Genomic DNA, 16,657 nt, shown 5'->3' with positions numbered 1-16,657 from the left:
ATCCTCCTTAATGTTTAAATCTACTAAAGTCAAGGGAACTGCAAACCGGACTTCCCACTTTCACCAATTCCACATCCACATTTTTATTTTCATCAATTTCAAGCAACATTACTGTCCTGTCAGCCAATCTAGGAACCATTGGGCTTCCAGGGTTTAACAATAATACGTCTTCAACCTGTTCAATTTTTGGCTGATGTGAATGTCCAGTTACTAGAATATTTACTCCTAGCTGTTTTGCCATATATAAAAGTTGTTGTGTATCTGCTCTTGGATAAACCTCTCCATGATTCAAACCTATTTTTATTCCGTTAACTTCAACAATTTCAGTTTTCGGCAAGTCGAATCCAACCATTCTGTCAGTATTTCCCTGAATTGCAATAACTGGAGCAAGTTCACTTAATTTGTCTAAAACTTCTTGGGAAGTCACATCTCCCGCATGGAGAATCATATCTACATTTTCAAAGGATTCAAATACTTTATCTGGGAGGTTCCTGCCCCTGTCTGGAATATGTGTATCTGATATTAATCCGATAATCATTTTTTCTTATCTCCTATTAAATTATATTTTGATAATCTGAGTATAATATTTCTTTCTAATTATAAATAATAAATATTATATGATGTTAAGTTAAAAAATATTATTACCTAGTTATAAGGATGGTTATTATGGGAAATATTAAAAAAGAGGATATCCTCGAAATCTTAGATGGTTATGACAAAGAAAATATTACAATTGCTACTCTTGGAAGCCATACTTCTTTACATATTTTAAAAGGAGCAAAAGATGAAGGTTTCAGAACAGCTATCGTCTGTGAAAAGGGTAGGGAAGTGCCATATCAACGTTTTAATGTTGCTGACGAGTATATTATCGTTGATGAATTTAAAGATATTGTAAATGAAGAAGTTCAAGAACAATTGAGAGCGATGAATGCGATTGTAGTGCCTCATGGTTCATTTGTTGCATATGCTGGTCTTGAAAATGTTGAAGACAAATTCAATGTTCCTATGTTTGGAAATAGGGACATCTTAAGATGGGAAGCGGAAAGAGACAAAGAAAGACAATTGCTTGTTGAGGGCAATGTAAGAATTCCATTTAAATACGATAATCCTGAAGAAATAGACAGGCCAGTAATGGTTAAATTCCCAGGTGCTAGAGGTGGAAGAGGATACTTTGTAGCTTCTTCAACTGAAGAATTCAATGAAAAGATAGCAACCATGAAAGAAAGAGGATGGCTTGATGACGAAGATGCAGCTCAGGCTCACATTGAAGAATACGTGTCTGGTTGTAATTACTGTATTCACTACTTCTATTCAGCATTAGATGACACTGTTGAAGTTATGGGTATGGATACCAGATATGAATCAAGTATTGACGGTTTTGTTAGAATGCCTGCTAAAGACCAATTAGATATACCTTTAACTCCTTCATATGTTGTTACAGGAAACCACCCTGCAGTTATTCGTGAATCCTTACTTCCACAAGTGTTTGAAATGGGTGACAAATTAACTGAAAGTGCTAAAAAATTAGTTGCTCCTGGTTTAAATGGTCCTTTCTGTATGCAAACTTTAGTTAACGATAATTTGGAAGTAATCTGTTTTGAAATCAGTGCAAGAACTGATGGTGGAACCAATACATTTATGGACAGTTCACCTTACAGCTTCCTTACTTACGGTAAACCAATGAGTATGGGGAGAAGAATTGCTCTTGAAATCAAAAATGGTATAGAAAGAGGAGAATTAGAAAAAATAATTACATAAAATTATTTTTTCTTGCTTTTTTTATTTTTTTTACTTTTTTTATTAATTTCAGCTTCTCTCATTTTAAGAGCTGCAGCCCTATCTTTTTTGACATAAGCTCCTACAAATCCAGTAACTGCTCCAATTATCAAACAAGTCAATAAAAGGAATATTATATTTGTTGCACTTAGAACCATAGGGCCTAACCCTCCTTGAATTGCAACTCCAAAGAGAGGTAATGATCCGATAGCTCCTAAGATAGCTCCCCATAAGAGATTTTTAGCTTCATATCCTACATATAATAATCCAATTGCTGAGACTGGTGTGAAAAACCATAAGTCAGGCTCTGCACCCATCATTGCTAAAACTGCACAAAATGCAGACCCAAATATCAATGATTTCCAGTCAATTTCATTTTTTGTTATTTTTATATCTTCTTTAAAATTCATTTTTCATCACATTTAACTTCTTTTTGATGATATCGCTCCTCCAACAGCACCAGCAATTCCCATTACAATCACATAATAAATGATATTTCCAATAACATCTATCAAACTGTAAACTCCAGATACTGTAAAACCAACAAGGCCTCCAAAGATGCCCATTAATGCTCCACCTCCAAGTGTAGCTATAATGATGAAAATTATGGAACATACTATATTTCCAAATGCTCCTGCAAGAGCAGCATTCCATAATCCTCCCAATGCACCTTCATGAGCAATTAATCCGACTATAAATCCTACTAGTAATAGTCCAGGCAATTCATATAGGCCAAAGAATGTTTTGACTATAACGGCCAGTATAAAACCTATAAATACAGTTCCCCATTTTGCCATTTTTTCACCTTTTGTTCATAATTTAAGTTTATCTATGAAAGTATTTATTTTTTTATCTAAATCATTTTCAATATCTTTTGATGTTAAAATCATTGTCGCTTCTAATTGTTTTTCGCATTCTTCACTCATCTTTTCCAATGCCTTTTCTCCACCGCCACTTCCACAGGTTACAAATCCTGCAACCTTTGTTAGGTCCTTATAATTTTTATTTATGAATGTTGCCACAGGGGTTGCAATATTTGAAGCCCACACAGGTGATCCTATGATTGTCAAATCATAATGGAGGGGATTTTTGGAAATTGGATTAATTTCACTCAAGCGGCCGGTGGATGCATTAAATCCTCCTTTTAACCATCCTATAGCTCCTGAATATTTGTTGTTGTCGGTTATTTCTTCAATATCTGCATCTAATTTTTCTTTTAATATGTTTGCAACATTTTTGGTAATTCCACTTCTGGAATAGTATACTATTAAAATTTTCATCTTATCACCTTCAATAAAATTCTTCATCCAGTTTTGTTTTGATTTTTTCAAGAACGGCTAAATGCATCCTTTTTGTAAATTCTGCCTTGTCATTTTGATTTAAAACATCCAAATATCCTTGGGATACTAAATTAAAAGCAAAAGGACTAGGTATAACAGTGTTTATTACTTTAATTTCCATTTCTCCGCTATTGATCCATGTTATGACTCTAAGGGCGTTTTCAACATCCATATAATCTTCCAACGCTTCTCTTCTGGCTTCATTTAGTATTGGGAAATTATTGTCCATTTCCTGAACATATTTAAGCAGTATTTTTCCCCTTACTTGCTGGCGGCCTGCAGATTTCTTTTCCCCTTTATAGTTTCTAAGGGTCATCAAAGAACGCCCCGCACAATGTCTGAACCTGCTTGCAAGTGTTTCGGTCTTGTTTAGGGCTTGTGTAAGTATATTTCTAAAGTTTTCAGGGGTAAGTTCTTTAAATGATTCCAAACCTCCAATTTTCCCGTCTGAGCTTAAGTAAAATCCATTGTCTGAAATTGATATTGTAACGTTTGCATTGTATCTTTTTGCAACCAGATATGCAGTTGCTCTTGAAAGGGCATCGTTTACCTTTCTTCCAAATAAGCTATGGAATACAACGAACTTTTTACCTCCAAAACCTGTATAGTATTCAATGACCATTTTTCTATTGCTTGGGATTTGGGCAAACTTATATTGCTCTAAAAAGTATTCATAGATGGAATTTGCTGCAAAGTCATCTACATATAGATAATCGTATATAAATTCCATTATTTCTTCTTTGCTTCTTTTATATTGGAACTTTGAATTCATAAAATCTCTAAACCTTTGAATATCTAACGCTAAATCAAAGGATAATGGAAGCTGCTGGCTGAACCATGATGGGATTGTAGGAGGTCCCACTGATGGTGTCACGTTTATTGTCATTCCCTTGCCGTAGTTGAAGCGATAGGTGTTTCCCCCTAAAACGAATGTATCTCCTTTTTTAAGTCTTTCCATAAAGTCCTCTTCAACAGTACCGATAACTTCACCGTTGCATTTTACGGCAACTCCAGAACTGTCCGGAATTGTTCCGATATTTGTTGAGTAGAGCATTCTTGCCAATTTTCCTCTTTTTCCAAAGGTATTTTCATCATAATCGATCCAAATCTTAGCATAAACATACCTGTCTTCAAGTTCAACATACTCTCCGGCCAAATAGCTTAAAACATCCTCATATTCATCTCTTGAAAGGTCTTTATAGCAATAGCTCTTTCTAATGACATCATAGGCATAATCAATATCCCATTTGTTTTCAATACTCATTCCATAAATATGCTGTGCAAGCACATCAAGGCAGTTAGTTGGGATTTTAATCTTGTCTATTTTTCCTTCTTTAGCATTTTTTAAAAGAACTGAACATTCAACAAGATCATCCCTGTCGGTCACAATAATTTTTCCTCTGGATTTTTCATGAAGTTTGTGTCCGCTTCTTCCAATTCTTTGCAATGCCCTTGCAACGGATTTTGGTGAATTGATAAGAATTACAAGGTCAATGTAGCCAATATCAATTCCAAGCTCAAGAGAAGTGGAACAAATTACGCACTTAAGTTCTCCTTTCTTTAGTTTTTCTTCAGTTTCTAATCTGACTTCCTTTGAAAGGGAGGAATGGTGAGCCATTATATTTTCATCGTTATAATGATTAGGAAACATTTGCTTTAGGTTGTGAACATATCTTTCCGTACCGCTTCTAGTGTTCGTAAATATTAATGTTGTTTTATTTTCCCATATCAAATCATCCAACATGTCATACATTGCTAAACGAGTATCTTCGCTGTCCGCTATTACAATGTCACTTACGGGACAGATCACTTCCATATCCAATTCCTTTAGATAATTAATGTCTACAATCTTGCAGTCACGGCCAACCCCATATTCATATCCCACCAAAAATTTGGCAATTTCTTCAAGGGGGCTGACGGTAGCGGACAATCCGATTCTTGTATAATGTCCAATCAGGTGTTGTAAACGTTCCAGGGATAAGCTTAAATGAACTCCTCTTTTGTTCTCTGCCAATGAATGAATCTCATCAATAATTACATACTTTACGGCACTCAATTTCTCCCTAAACTTTGGAGCAACAAGCAATATTGACAATGTTTCGGGGGTTGTAATGAGTATGTGTGGGGGCTTTTTAAGCATCTTCTGACGTTCATATTGGCTTGTATCTCCAGTTCTAACTGCTTTTCTAATTCCCAATTCTTTTCCTGCTATTTTTTCAATTCCCTTTAGAGGTTCATCAAGGTTCTTTTCAATGTCATTGTCTAAAGCCTTCAATGGGGAAATGTAAATGCAGTAAACCTTATCTTCCAATTCATTATTTTCAGCTAGTGTTGTAAGTTCGCTTATTATTGATAGAAAAGCAGTCAATGTTTTCCCTGATCCTGTTGGTGATGATACCAGAATGTTGTTCTTTTTATGAATATCCACCAATGATTGTTTTTGAGCAGGTGTAAAATCATCAAAACTTTCATCAAACCATTTTCTAACTAATGGGTTTAAAGTTTTATAAATCTGCTTTTTTGAATAGCTTTTTGTCTGTTTTGTTATCATATAATCACTGGATTAATTCAATATCATTATTTATCATAAAATCTATAAAGTTAAATATCTATATTATAAATTAATCTTTTTAAACTTATTCTTATAGGTGTTAGAGATATGAATGTTGAAAATGCAATTCAAGGATTAAAAGATGGGGATGTAGCTGTTAGAAAAGAAGCTATTGAAAGTTTAGTTGGATGTAATGATGAATGTATAATTGATGATTTAATCGTGGCAGTTACTGATGACAATGCACAAGTCAGATTTAAGGCAGCTGAGATTTTAGGAACTTTCGGCGAGTCAGCTTTTGATAAACTGGCTAATGAATACGATGCTGCTGAAGGTAAAAACAAACGTTTTTTTGCATTTGCACTTAAAGAAACAGAAAATCCAAAAGCCGTTGAATATTTCGCCAATTCTGTCAATGATGAAGATTTTGGTGTTAGAAAAGTAGCTATAAGGGCTCTTGGTGAGCTTAAAGCAGAAGATCAATTGGATAATATTGCTAAAGGTCTTGAAGATGAGGATTGGGGTGTAAAGCTTGCTGCAATTTACGCTTTGGCAGATATTGCAACACCTGAATCAATCAAACTAATAAAACAGGCAAGAAGAAATGAGGATGAAAAGGACTTTAAAAAATCCTGTAACAAGGCTATTAAAAAAGCAGAAAAAATATTGAAAGCTAAAGAAAAAGGAGAAACAGTTTCTAGTGTAATTCCACTTTCAACAATTAAAAAGATAGAAAAAACCAACGTTCAAAAAGCTATTAAGGAATATGAAAAGTATTTGGAAGGAGAAGAACCAAAAGATTCTCCTTATAAAAGATTATGCATTCTTTATAGAAAAAACAATGACTATGACAACGAAGTCAGGGTTATTAAAAAGGCAATTGAAATATTAAGTGCCAAAAAACCAGGAAAAGAAGTGTATTTCCAAAAAAGATTGGAAAAAATGAGTTAGATTTTATCTAATTTATAAATATCATTTCTTTTATTTTTAAGAAGAGGCAATTCCTCTCTTATTCTTTTTATTTCATCCAAATCTATTTTTCCAATTATAAGCTCTTCACCATAGTCTCCTTCAACCACCACTTCTCCCCATGGGTTTGTGATAATTGAATGGCCGTAAGAATTATAATTTGCCTCTTTGTCCAGTGCAGGAGCCACACCTACACAGTATACCTGATTATCTAATGCTCTTGCTCTAAATAACAGTTCCCAATGTGCAGGACCTGTTGTTAGATTAAAGGCACCTGGATAAAATAATATTTCCGCCCCTTCATTTACCATGAGCCTAGCTAGTTCTGGAAAACGTATATCATAGCAAATTCCAATTCCAATTTTTCCAAAGTCGGTTTCAGCTACTGTTATTTCATTTCCTGCAGTTAAAGTATCTGATTCTTTGAAATAGATTTTATCTTTCACATCAATGTCAAACAAATGCATTTTTCTATGTTTTGCAATCATTTCACCGTTTCTATTAAAGAAATAGCTGGTATTGTAGATATTGCTGTTTTCCTGCTCGGATATTGATCCTGCAAGTATGTAAACATTGTTCAACCTTGCCATTTCGGATATTTTTGCTACCGTTTCGCTTTTTTTTCCATTTTCACAGTACTCTATGAACTTTTCGTTTTCATAGGGACAGTTAAACATTTCAGGCAATACGATAAAATCAGCATTCTTAGCTATTGCGTTATTGATCATTTCAATAGCTTTTTCGATATTTTTCTCTTTATTGTCAACAACATTCATTTGACAAAGAGCTATTGTTATTTCAGTCATTTAAACACTTAAAAATAGAATTTAAGTATGATGAATTAATCATACTTATTTAATTTAACTTATGTGAGCAGTGGAAACCATATCATTTATTGCTGTGGAATTAACATTATTCAATGATTCTCCTGTGATTTTAAATACATACAATTCACCGTCAGTAAATAGTGAAACGTATCTGGTATAATCACCATCAGCATTTTCAATAATTATGTTTGATGAATTTCTTCCATCAAGAGTGAGGGTTTCTACTGTATCAATATAATCTCCTTCATTTTGAGCCTTGGTTATTCTTTCTTGGTTAATCTGTTTTAATGATTTGTAATCACTAGTAACATTATAAAACTCAACTATTGTATTATTTCCAGCATCGAAGAAAATTGCAGTTTCATGGCTTTCGTCAGTTAATTTTGTTTGATTCCAAGTTTTAGGGAATGAAAAACTAAATCCATATTCTGAAAAATTCATTGTGTCTGCTGTTTTTGCTGGAGTTGAATCATGTGAGTTGGATCCTGAAAGAACAATTCCACAAATTGCTATTATTGTTACAGCAACTATTATTCCGATTACAAATTTATTTTGTTTTATAATCTCGATTGTGCTTTCGTCTTTAGTATTTTTAGGCTTGAGACTTTTTGGTTTTTCAGGTTTTTTCACTGATGTTGCTTTTTTAGGTTTTTCAACTTTAGGTTTTTTAACCTTTTTAGTTTCAGCTTTTTTACTATCTGCGAAAATATCAGTCTCTTTTTTAGGAGCTTTGCGTGTTTTCATCGGAAATTTATAACCGCAATTTCCACATTTTGGAGCTCCGTCATAACTAGGATTTCCACATTCAGGACATTTTTTCAAAATTTAAACCTCCTATTGAATTTATTTATATTGGTTATCTTATTTAAAATTAAAGAAAAATTTTTATATTTTAAATTTTATAATTTCAATCTAAAAGGTGGATATTATGGTTAATTCTGAAAACAAAAATATTGATGCGGATGATATTAATTATGCAATTTATAAACTTGGAAATTGGGAAAATGAATATGAAATTAACCAAGTAGGTTTATCAAATGAAATTCCAGTTACAGAAAGCACAGTGGATCATGTTAAGCTATCAATGGATGAAATCAGAAGGGCGGAATTTGATCTTAACGGAACTGCTGTGAATGGGTTTGTGGTTATTGCCTTACAAATCAATCCTAAGGTCCGTGAAATGGATCTAAATGATATAATTGAATTGGAACAAAAAGAGTATGATAATATTGTTGAAGAATTGGATAAGTTGGAATTGTTGGATAATGGGGATTCCATTCCTTTAGAGAATGAAGATTATTTGATTTACAAGCTTGAAAAGGAATGTCATGTAACACAATCCATCCCTGCAAATAAACATACTCTTGAACACCATAAAAAAGAAATGGAAAGGATAGATGAATCAATTCTTTAGAAAATATCTAAAGTAACCTTTTTATCTCTTTTCAATTCTTTTGGTGCTTCCATAGAAATAAATTCTATTCCTTCTTCTTCAATTAGTTCTTTGGCATCTTCATCTATCGATGGTGCCACTAGGATTCCTCTTATTTCTTTTGTTTTATGGTTAGTTAGGGAATCTTCATCGTCTTCAAAATCTGTAAGATATCTTTTCAATTGTTTTACGGCACTAACTCCTGCTTTTCTGCATTTTAATTCTAGAACCATTAAATTGTTGTTCTTGTCCTTTCCTAAAATATCAATAAACCCATGTTCCACACTATATTCTCTTGCAGTTGGCTTAAACCCTTCTTCTATGATATGTGGCCTTTTCATAATCATGTCGCCCATATCTTTTTCATAACCTGCCTGTTCTAATTCTTCAAAGTCTTCCACGTTGGTATAGTTAATAATATGGATTTTTCCCAATTCCACAGTCAACAGCTCTTTTGGAGTTCTTCTATGGCTTTCCAGGAAAAGGGTTTTGTCCTTCAAATAGGTTCTGGCTTTTGATTTTGGAGGTTGCCAATTTACAGGTTCTACTTTTTTATCCTGATGAACTAAAAATGATCCGTCCGGTTTAATCAATATTATTCTTTCTCCCCAATTTAATTGACTGAGTGCACGTCCTTCATATTCTATTTTGCAGCTGGCAAATATGTAAACAGTAGCTTTTTTACGCAATGCTTCTGATACGAGTTCATAAGCACTTTCATGATTTGGGTTTTCCAGTATTTTATATTTCATTAATTTTAAATTATTTTCGAGTGTTATAATATTTTTGCATTTATAAAATAATTTTGAAATAGGTTAAATGATTTATTTTTCTATAAACATTTATATTGTTATATTCAATATTCAAGATTTGATGAAATATTTAAAATTGGAGAATTCTTCTTTTGTCTTTATAGTTTCTATAGGGGTGTTGATGCAAAAATACATAAAAAACAGCTATTGATGCAAAGTTTGGAATTAACCTGTAATTTTTCGGGATTTTTGACGTGTTGATTCTGTTCAGTTTTTAATTCAATGGCCCAATAAAAAAATTATTCGCATTCATAGGAACTTTTATTTATCATTATCAATATAATGAACTACATATAATGTTATGGAAAACAGCTTTGAGAGGTTATTGATATGAATACTTTCCTAAATAATTTAGATTATTTTTATTTGGATAACTTCGAATTTACCAATGGAAAAACAATGGAAAATGCTAAAGTTGAATATGTGACTGGAGGCACTCCAAAATATGATGATGATGGCAGAATTACAAATGCCATTGTATATTGTCACGGTTCTGGAGGAAATTATGGTTCAATTAAAAAATTGAATGATTTGATAAATCCTGGAGACCCATTTGACAAAGAAGAGTATTTCTTCATTTCAATGTCTGGCTTAGGAACCCCAGAATCATGTTCACCATCCACAACAGAATTGTTTTACAGATTTCCCCGTTACAGCTTGGATGATATGGTAAATTTTCAAAAGCAATTTTTAGAAGAATGCTTTAACATAACACATGTAAAGGGAGTAATTGGTAATTCAATGGGAGGATATGTGGCATTAACATGGGCTACACTGTATCCGGATTACATGGACTTTATAATTTCCATAGTTTCAAGTTATAAGACAGCAGGACATAATTACATACTGTCTAAAGTTACTAATGAGATAATTACATCCGATCCTCATTATGGGGTTGACGGATACTCAGAATCTCTTTCAAGAACATTAAAGCTGGCTACTCAGGTGGCCTATAGTTACGGCCTTTCCAGACAGCAGTATAGAGGCATGAGCAACTATGAGCTGGATGTGGCTATTGATGATTATGGGGATGAGGGACTATTTGCAGACATTTATGATGTGAAATATCAAAATGATGCGATACTTGAATATGATATTGAAGAGGATTTGGAAAAAATAGAAGCGGATGTCTTGATTATAGCTATTAACCAGGACCAGTATTTCCCTCCTGATTTGGATGCTATTCCGTTAAACGATATGATTGAAAATTCTCAATTGGTAATTTTCGACTCATTGTTGGGTCATGTGGGCAGCAATGAACTAATAAAAATCAAAGATGATCTTCAGGCATTTATGTTAAAACACAGGTGAGTTCAATGGATGTAAAAATTGATGACTATTCCCAAGGGGATAAAAATTATGTTGATTATTTGGTCACTGGATTGACTGATGATCAGTTAAAATTTATTCAAGATAATTTAGAGGAAGAAATAGAAATGGATGGGGACAATTTAAAGATTAGAATGTACTTTGACGATAATCTTTTCCCATTCAACAGTGATGAAGCTAAGTTTAAATTAAATGATTTTATAGCTAGAGAAGAAATAGAAATGAATGTTTTCTTATCTAGCTTTTTAGAAAATTTATAGTTTTACTTTGAAGCATTTAACATATGCTCAACAGCTTTTAAAGATTTTTCACGAACAGTTTCTGGAAGCTTTATTTCAGGTTGTTCATCTTCTAAAGCTTGTTTTACTTTTTCTAGTGAATGGAGTTTCATGGTTTCACAGATTGCACTATCCACCAATGGATATATTTTTTTCTCTGGAATTTCGGCATTTATTCTTGTAATCATGTCTACTTCAGTTCCAAGAACAAATTCATCGTTATCGCTTTCAGCAATGTATTTGAGCATTCCTCCAGTGGATAATACTGCATCACATGCATGTTGAACTTCTATTTTACATTCTGGATGACAAATAATTTCTGCATTAGGATATTCTTTTCTTTTAAGTTCAACATCATCTACTGTTAATTCATTATGAACGTAACAATGTCCTCCTGCCGGGACTGGAATAATTTCCTTATTGAGTTTTTCTCCAACATGGCGGCCTAGATTTGTGTCTGGTCCGAATAATATTTTATCATTATCTAAACTTCCCACAACCTTCACGGCATTTGCAGAGGTACATAATGTGTCTGCATGCTGTTTGGCTTCTGCTATACTGTTCACATATAATACGACAGCAGCGTCAGGATGTTTATCGATTGCTTCCAATAATTCTTTTTCAGGAAGCATATTTGCCATAGGACATTCAGCCTCTAGATCTGGAATCACTATTTTTTTATCAGGATTCAATATGTATGCAGTTTCTGCCATGAAATCTACACCACAAAAGATTACCAAATCCTTATCTTCGATTTCAGATGCTTTAATACATAATTCCAGGGAATCTCCTAGAAAATCAGCTATTTCCTGGATTTCTTTTGGCTGGTAATTGTGTGCAAGGATAATTGCATTTTTTTCCTTTTTTAACTGTTCAATTTCTTTTTGTATTGAATTAATTGTCATCACCTAGTTTTTTATTTATGATTTCTCTAACTTGGTTTGTAATAATTAATTTATTATCTTCTTTTTTATTAAAATTTTTCACCCAAAACATTATTTTCAGTAGCGTTCCGTTTTCATCAATGCCTTTTGATTCAATTTTGGGTTTTGGAGTTTTCAAAATGCCTTCGTTTTTATTGATGATTTCCTCTATTTCATTTTTAAAGTCGCTGATATCAATATTTAATGGTGCTGTAACGTTCAAGCTTACTTTCTCAATTTCTCCTTTTTTAAATCTTGAGTATGGATTTGTTGAAAGCGAAGAATTTGGGATTATTATTGTATCTCCAGTTTCGGTTAAAATAACCGTATTTCTAAGGCCTATTTTTTTAACTTCTCCTTTTAGATTGTTTATCTGCATCACATCTCCAATTTCCAGGGTTTTGTCAGCTATTAGGAAAAATCCTGACATGAAATTTGAAATGATGTCTTTTGCAGCAAAACTTATTGCAATACCTACGATTCCGATGCTTATGAATATTCCTTTCAAATCAATTCCAAATATGTTAAATATCAAAATCAATGCAATGACTGCAATTATATATTTTGACAAGTCTTTGAAAGCATAAATGAGAGTTAACTTTTGTTCAAAGAATTTCAACTTGTTTATAATAAAATAGACTATTTTTATACTGATATAGGCTAGAATAAGTATTATAATTGCCTGTATTATTTTTAAAAAAGGCTGTATTGTTGTAATGATGTTCATAGTAATCACTAAACGTCTACAACCATTAGATCTTTTGCTAAATGGCTGTTTTTAAATTCTTGTCTTGCCTGGCTTATCATGTCGTTGGTATCTTTGTAACGTGTGCTAAAATGAGTCAGGATCAATTTTTCAACATTGGCCTGTGCAGCTATTTGTGCTGCGTCTGATGAGGTTGAATGGAAATTTTGAATTGCCTTATCATTATCTTCAAGAGTATAGGTTGATTCATGTATTAACAAATTGGCCCCTTCAGCAAATTCAATCATTTCTTTACATGGGATTGTATCTCCCGAGTATACTATTTTTTTAGCTTTTTTAGGTTCTCCCAGCACTTGCTCAGGCTTTATTATTTTTCCATCCACTTCTATTTCATGACCATTATGAAGCTTTCCAAATAATGGCCCTACAGGAACTCCAAGTTCAATGGCCTTTTCTCTTAAAAATTTAGGTTTTTTCTTTTCAGTTATTGAATATGCAAAGGAGATTACATTATGCTTCATTTTTTTGGCTTTTATAATGTAATCGTCGGTTTCTATTAATGTACCATTTTCAACTTCAATTACTTCTATCGGGAAATCAAATTCTGAAAATCCCAACTGTTTTATGGTATCCATTAACTTGTTAAGGCCTTTTGGTCCATAAATGGATAAACTCTTTTCTCTACCTCTAAAATTCATTGATTGCAATAATCCTGGAAGGCCTAAAATATGATCTCCATGAAAGTGACTTAAAAATATTTTTGATATTTTCATTGGACTTATCTTTGCGTAAATCAATTGTTTTTGAGTCGATTCTCCACAATCAAATAGCATCACTTCCCCGAATGCTCTTAAAGCTATTGCGGGATGGCTACGGTTTTGTGAATGGACTGCAGATGATGTTCCTAAAAATGTAATTTCCATTTTAAATCACTATGTAATAATTTCATTATTTTAATAAATATATTTAATTAGTTTTATAATTAAATTTATATTAAGATAGATGGTTAGGAGAGATTTCAATGGATAGAATATTGGAATATATGATTCTTGAAGACGAAGGATTTGGAGATATTACTTCTAATGCAGTTATTGATAATGATAAGGTAGTAATTGCCCAAATCACTTCTAAAGAAAAGGGTATTCTTGCAGGTGTGGAGTTTGCTAAGGATATTCTTAATTTTAAGAATATTGATGTTATTTTTAATTTGGAAGATGGTAGTGAAATTGATGAGGGGGACCTGCTTTTTTATATTGAGGGAAGGGCCTTAGACATTCTTTTAGCCGAAAGGAGCGTTCTTAACTTATTGATGCATATGAGTGGCGTTGCAACATCTGCAAATTCTTATGTTAAATTGGTTGAAGATGATGATGTTATAGTTGCGGGAACCAGAAAAACAGCTCCTGCATTTGCCAAATTCGATAAAATAGCTTTGAATATTGGTGGGGCAGATACTCATAGATTTTCATTGGACGATATGGTCTTAATTAAAGACAATCATATTAAGGCAGTGGGTACTCCTTTGGAAACTCTTAAAAAAGCTCAGGAAAACGTCAGTTTTTCTAAGAAAATTGAAATTGAAGTTGAATCATTGGATGATGCTATTGAATGTGTTAGGAATAATGCAGATATTGTAATGCTGGACAACATGTCTCCTGAAGAAGTCAAGGAGGTTTTGAACAATCTTGATGATTTGGGAATCCGTCAAAATTCTTTAATTGAAGTTTCCGGAGGAATTAACGAAGATAATATTTTGGATTATTCCTGTTTGGATATTGATGTTATTTCTGTTGGCGGAATTACTCACTCTTCCAGAAGTCTTAATTTTTCTTTAAATTTTGGGGATAAATGAATGAACGTTAGTGATATTTTTGATAGGCATGCAAGAAATTATGATGGGGAAAGGGAAAGGCTGATTCCAGGTTTCCATGATTTTTATGGGGTTGCTGTTGATGTATTGACATTTGAAGGAGATAATCCAAAAGTTTTGGATTTGGGTGCTGGAACAGGACTTTTAACAGAATTTCTTCTTAAAAAATATCCCAATGCTGAAGTTGAGCTTATTGATTTGGCGGATAACATGTTGGATGTTGCTCGTGAAAGATTCAAAGACAATCCTAACATTTCCTATAGGAATGAAAATTATTTGACTGCCGAATTTGATGGGGAATATGACATTATAATGTCTTCACTTTCAATTCATCATTTAACTCAGGAAGAAAAGGGGTTTCTATATGAAAAATATGTGAATCTATTAAATGATGGCGGAATCTTTATTAATGCAGATTTGGTTTGTGATGAGGATGATTCTGTTGAAAGGTTATTCTATAAGAAAGTGGATGATTTGATTTTACAAAATGTTAGCCTGGAAGAGTTTGAACAGGCCAATGAAAGAAGAAAATTTGATGATACTGATTCCATACAATATCAATTGGACTGTTTGAAAGAGTCAGGTTGTAATATGGTGGGAGTCCCGTTTAAATTTTATACTCATGCTGTGTTGTGGGGTCAAAAATAAAGAAAATTTAATATTATATAAAAAATATAATTATTAAAGAATAGAAGATTATATATTTTTTTATTAAATGGTGATTTAATGGTAAAAGAGGCTAAATTAGTCTTAGAAGACGGAACTATTATTAAAGGTGAAGGTTTTGGTTATGAAACCACTAAAACTGGTGAATTGGTCTTTTCCACTGGTATGGGAGGTTATACTGAATCTTTAACTGATCCATCCTTTAAAGGAGAAATTTTAATGTCTACATATCCTTTGGAAGGTAATTATGGTGTTAGTGAAGAATGGTATCAATCTGACAAAATCCAGGTGGAAGGGTTTGTAGTGCGTGAAGTATGTAAACATGTTTCTAATTTTTCATCTCCAAAAACCTTAGATGAGTTTTTAACTGAATTTGAAGTACCTGGAATAAGTGGTGTGGATACAAGGGATTTAACTCTTAAAATTCGTGAAAAAGGGTCAATGAAAAGTGTTATCACTACTGAGGATATTCCTGATGAGGAATTAATTGAAATGGCAAAAAGCCAGCCACACATTTCTGAAGTGGATTTGGTGCCGCTAGTATCCACCAAGGAAATCAAGGAATTTGGTCAAGACAACGACAAGAAAGTTGCCCTAATTGACTGTGGTGTTAAGAAAAGTATCATTCAAAACTTTTTAGATAGGGACATTGGTGTTGTCTTATTCCCATACGACACTGATTACAAAACAATCTTGGATTATGATCCTAAAGGTTTGATGATTACTTCAGGTCCTGGAAATCCTGACAGGGTAACTGAAACTATTGAAACCATGAAAATATTATCCAATAGGTTGCCAATCTTTGGAATTTGTATGGGTCAACAGTTAATTGCTAAATCATTTGGTGCAAAATCCTATAAAATGAAATTTGGACACAGAGGAGCTAATCAGCCAGTTAAGGATTTGGAAACTGGAAAGGTGGTTATAACTTCTCAAAATCATGGTTTTACAGTTGATAAAGAGTCACTTAAGGATACTGACCTTGTATTATCACAAATTAACCTTAATGATGGTACTCCTGAAGGTTTATCTCATAAAGAATTGCCTTTAAAAACCATTCAATACCATCCTGAAGCTAGTCCTGGTCCTAACGATACAAGGAGCATATTTGATGAATTTAACCAAATGATGGATGATTATTAAAATTACCATTTTATTAAAATAACTTAAGAGGATTA

The 16,657-nt window shown here is 33.0% G+C and carries 19 protein-coding genes; 8 read left to right on the top strand and 11 right to left on the bottom strand.

Annotated features, from left to right (window positions below; all coding sequences use genetic code 11):
- Positions 1-7 precede the first annotated feature (7 nt).
- Positions 8-538, bottom strand: a complete 531-nt coding sequence (locus tag Q4P18_RS05490) for a YfcE family phosphodiesterase (RefSeq protein ID WP_303336532.1) — start codon at positions 536-538, stop codon at positions 8-10.
- 128 nt (positions 539-666) lie between these two features.
- Between Q4P18_RS05490 and Q4P18_RS05485 the strand changes: the two genes are divergently transcribed.
- Positions 667-1,758 carry a formate--phosphoribosylaminoimidazolecarboxamide ligase gene (locus tag Q4P18_RS05485; RefSeq protein ID WP_303336530.1) on the top strand — a complete coding sequence of 364 codons (1,092 nt, stop codon included), beginning with the start codon at positions 667-669 and terminating at the stop codon, positions 1,756-1,758.
- A 2-nt stretch (positions 1,759-1,760) separates the two neighbouring features.
- Here the strand turns inward: Q4P18_RS05485 and Q4P18_RS05480 are convergent, their stop codons facing one another.
- Genes Q4P18_RS05480 through Q4P18_RS05465 form a run of 4 tightly spaced genes read right to left on the bottom strand, consistent with a single transcriptional unit; the run spans position 1,761 to position 5,667 of the window.
- Positions 1,761-2,186 (bottom strand): hypothetical protein, encoded by a 426-nt coding sequence (locus Q4P18_RS05480; protein WP_303336528.1) that lies wholly within the window; start codon positions 2,184-2,186, stop codon positions 1,761-1,763.
- A gap of 12 nt (positions 2,187-2,198) precedes the next feature.
- Positions 2,199-2,573, bottom strand: a complete 375-nt coding sequence (locus Q4P18_RS05475) for a DUF5518 domain-containing protein (protein ID WP_303336526.1) — start codon at positions 2,571-2,573, stop codon at positions 2,199-2,201.
- Positions 2,574-2,588: 15 nt separating this feature from the next.
- Positions 2,589-3,056 (bottom strand): flavodoxin, encoded by a 468-nt coding sequence (locus Q4P18_RS05470; protein ID WP_303336524.1) that lies wholly within the window; start codon positions 3,054-3,056, stop codon positions 2,589-2,591.
- A 10-nt stretch (positions 3,057-3,066) separates the two neighbouring features.
- Complete coding sequence (locus tag Q4P18_RS05465) at positions 3,067-5,667, bottom strand: ATP-dependent helicase (protein WP_303336522.1); 2,601 nt, start codon at positions 5,665-5,667, stop codon at positions 3,067-3,069.
- A 108-nt stretch (positions 5,668-5,775) separates the two neighbouring features.
- Here Q4P18_RS05465 and Q4P18_RS05460 point away from each other — a divergent pair, with 108 nt between their 5' ends.
- Positions 5,776-6,618, top strand: coding sequence for a HEAT repeat domain-containing protein (locus tag Q4P18_RS05460; RefSeq protein ID WP_303336520.1), 843 nt, complete (start codon positions 5,776-5,778; stop codon positions 6,616-6,618).
- Here Q4P18_RS05460 and Q4P18_RS05455 read toward each other — a convergent pair.
- Both Q4P18_RS05455 and Q4P18_RS05450 read right to left on the bottom strand, forming a co-directional pair.
- Entirely contained in the window at positions 6,615-7,442 is an 828-nt protein-coding gene (locus tag Q4P18_RS05455) for a carbon-nitrogen hydrolase family protein (protein ID WP_303336518.1), read from the bottom strand. The genes Q4P18_RS05460 and Q4P18_RS05455 overlap by 4 nt on opposite strands.
- A gap of 54 nt (positions 7,443-7,496) precedes the next feature.
- Positions 7,497-8,285: a zinc ribbon domain-containing protein gene (locus Q4P18_RS05450; RefSeq protein ID WP_303336516.1), complete on the bottom strand. Its 789-nt coding sequence runs from the start codon at positions 8,283-8,285 to the stop codon at positions 7,497-7,499.
- 106 nt (positions 8,286-8,391) lie between these two features.
- Between Q4P18_RS05450 and Q4P18_RS05445 the strand changes: the two genes are divergently transcribed.
- Positions 8,392-8,877 carry a hypothetical protein gene (locus tag Q4P18_RS05445; RefSeq protein ID WP_303336514.1) on the top strand — a complete coding sequence of 162 codons (486 nt, stop codon included), beginning with the start codon at positions 8,392-8,394 and terminating at the stop codon, positions 8,875-8,877.
- Here Q4P18_RS05445 and nucS read toward each other — a convergent pair.
- Positions 8,874-9,647 (bottom strand): endonuclease NucS, encoded by a 774-nt coding sequence (gene nucS, locus Q4P18_RS05440; RefSeq protein ID WP_303336511.1) that lies wholly within the window; start codon positions 9,645-9,647, stop codon positions 8,874-8,876. The genes Q4P18_RS05445 and nucS overlap by 4 nt on opposite strands.
- Before the next feature lie 390 nt (positions 9,648-10,037).
- Between nucS and Q4P18_RS05435 the strand changes: the two genes are divergently transcribed.
- Both Q4P18_RS05435 and Q4P18_RS05430 read left to right on the top strand, forming a co-directional pair.
- The gene (locus tag Q4P18_RS05435; RefSeq protein ID WP_303336509.1) at positions 10,038-11,018 is read left to right on the top strand and encodes an alpha/beta fold hydrolase; all 981 of its coding nucleotides are present in this window, start codon (positions 10,038-10,040) and stop codon (positions 11,016-11,018) included.
- A gap of 5 nt (positions 11,019-11,023) precedes the next feature.
- Positions 11,024-11,296, top strand: a complete 273-nt coding sequence (locus Q4P18_RS05430; protein ID WP_303336506.1) for a DUF5750 family protein — start codon at positions 11,024-11,026, stop codon at positions 11,294-11,296.
- A gap of 2 nt (positions 11,297-11,298) precedes the next feature.
- Here Q4P18_RS05430 and nadA read toward each other — a convergent pair whose 3' ends face one another.
- Genes nadA through rnz form a run of 3 tightly spaced genes read right to left on the bottom strand, consistent with a single transcriptional unit; the run spans position 11,299 to position 13,866 of the window.
- A complete protein-coding gene (gene nadA / locus Q4P18_RS05425) occupies positions 11,299-12,219 on the bottom strand; it encodes a quinolinate synthase NadA (protein WP_303336504.1) in 921 nt (306 codons plus the stop codon).
- Positions 12,209-12,964, bottom strand: coding sequence for a mechanosensitive ion channel family protein (locus Q4P18_RS05420; RefSeq protein ID WP_303336502.1), 756 nt, complete (start codon positions 12,962-12,964; stop codon positions 12,209-12,211). Before Q4P18_RS05420 ends, nadA begins: the two co-directional genes overlap by 11 nt.
- An 8-nt stretch (positions 12,965-12,972) precedes the next feature.
- Positions 12,973-13,866: a ribonuclease Z gene (gene rnz, locus Q4P18_RS05415; RefSeq protein WP_303336500.1), complete on the bottom strand. Its 894-nt coding sequence runs from the start codon at positions 13,864-13,866 to the stop codon at positions 12,973-12,975.
- Positions 13,867-13,964: 98 nt separating this feature from the next.
- Between rnz and nadC the strand changes: the two genes are divergently transcribed.
- From nadC to carA, 3 genes are all read left to right on the top strand, one after another.
- Positions 13,965-14,795 carry a carboxylating nicotinate-nucleotide diphosphorylase gene (nadC, locus tag Q4P18_RS05410; protein WP_303336498.1) on the top strand — a complete coding sequence of 277 codons (831 nt, stop codon included), beginning with the start codon at positions 13,965-13,967 and terminating at the stop codon, positions 14,793-14,795.
- The gene (locus tag Q4P18_RS05405; RefSeq protein ID WP_303336496.1) at positions 14,796-15,461 is read left to right on the top strand and encodes a trans-aconitate 2-methyltransferase; all 666 of its coding nucleotides are present in this window, start codon (positions 14,796-14,798) and stop codon (positions 15,459-15,461) included. It begins immediately after the preceding gene.
- Between the two features lie 78 nt (positions 15,462-15,539).
- A complete protein-coding gene (carA, locus tag Q4P18_RS05400; protein ID WP_303336494.1) occupies positions 15,540-16,622 on the top strand; it encodes a glutamine-hydrolyzing carbamoyl-phosphate synthase small subunit in 1,083 nt (360 codons plus the stop codon).
- Positions 16,623-16,657 lie beyond the last annotated feature (35 nt).

This window comes from Methanobrevibacter sp. (genome assembly GCF_030539665.1).
Classification (GTDB): Archaea; Methanobacteriota; Methanobacteria; order Methanobacteriales; family Methanobacteriaceae; genus Methanocatella.
Note: the sequence above shows the minus strand (reverse complement) of the source record. Positions and strands in the feature narration are given on the sequence as shown.

Coding starts and splice junctions, on each gene's coding strand:
- Q4P18_RS05475 (WP_303336526.1), bottom strand. CDS start 2,573: ATGGCAAAATGGGGAACTGTATTTATAGGTTTTATACTGGCCGTTATA.
- Q4P18_RS05470 (WP_303336524.1), bottom strand. CDS start 3,056: ATGAAAATTTTAATAGTATACTATTCCAGAAGTGGAATTACCAAAAAT.
- nucS (WP_303336511.1), bottom strand. CDS start 9,647: ATGAAATATAAAATACTGGAAAACCCAAATCATGAAAGTGCTTATGAA.
- Q4P18_RS05460 (WP_303336520.1), top strand. CDS start 5,776: ATGAATGTTGAAAATGCAATTCAAGGATTAAAAGATGGGGATGTAGCT.
- rnz (WP_303336500.1), bottom strand. CDS start 13,866: ATGGAAATTACATTTTTAGGAACATCATCTGCAGTCCATTCACAAAAC.
- Q4P18_RS05420 (WP_303336502.1), bottom strand. CDS start 12,964: ATGAACATCATTACAACAATACAGCCTTTTTTAAAAATAATACAGGCA.
- Q4P18_RS05455 (WP_303336518.1), bottom strand. CDS start 7,442: ATGACTGAAATAACAATAGCTCTTTGTCAAATGAATGTTGTTGACAAT.
- nadC (WP_303336498.1), top strand. CDS start 13,965: ATGGATAGAATATTGGAATATATGATTCTTGAAGACGAAGGATTTGGA.
- Q4P18_RS05445 (WP_303336514.1), top strand. CDS start 8,392: ATGGTTAATTCTGAAAACAAAAATATTGATGCGGATGATATTAATTAT.
- Q4P18_RS05480 (WP_303336528.1), bottom strand. CDS start 2,186: ATGAATTTTAAAGAAGATATAAAAATAACAAAAAATGAAATTGACTGG.
- nadA (WP_303336504.1), bottom strand. CDS start 12,219: ATGACAATTAATTCAATACAAAAAGAAATTGAACAGTTAAAAAAGGAA.
- Q4P18_RS05485 (WP_303336530.1), top strand. CDS start 667: ATGGGAAATATTAAAAAAGAGGATATCCTCGAAATCTTAGATGGTTAT.
- Q4P18_RS05490 (WP_303336532.1), bottom strand. CDS start 538: ATGATTATCGGATTAATATCAGATACACATATTCCAGACAGGGGCAGG.
- Q4P18_RS05435 (WP_303336509.1), top strand. CDS start 10,038: ATGAATACTTTCCTAAATAATTTAGATTATTTTTATTTGGATAACTTC.
- Q4P18_RS05405 (WP_303336496.1), top strand. CDS start 14,796: ATGAACGTTAGTGATATTTTTGATAGGCATGCAAGAAATTATGATGGG.
- Q4P18_RS05430 (WP_303336506.1), top strand. CDS start 11,024: ATGGATGTAAAAATTGATGACTATTCCCAAGGGGATAAAAATTATGTT.
- Q4P18_RS05465 (WP_303336522.1), bottom strand. CDS start 5,667: ATGATAACAAAACAGACAAAAAGCTATTCAAAAAAGCAGATTTATAAA.
- carA (WP_303336494.1), top strand. CDS start 15,540: ATGGTAAAAGAGGCTAAATTAGTCTTAGAAGACGGAACTATTATTAAA.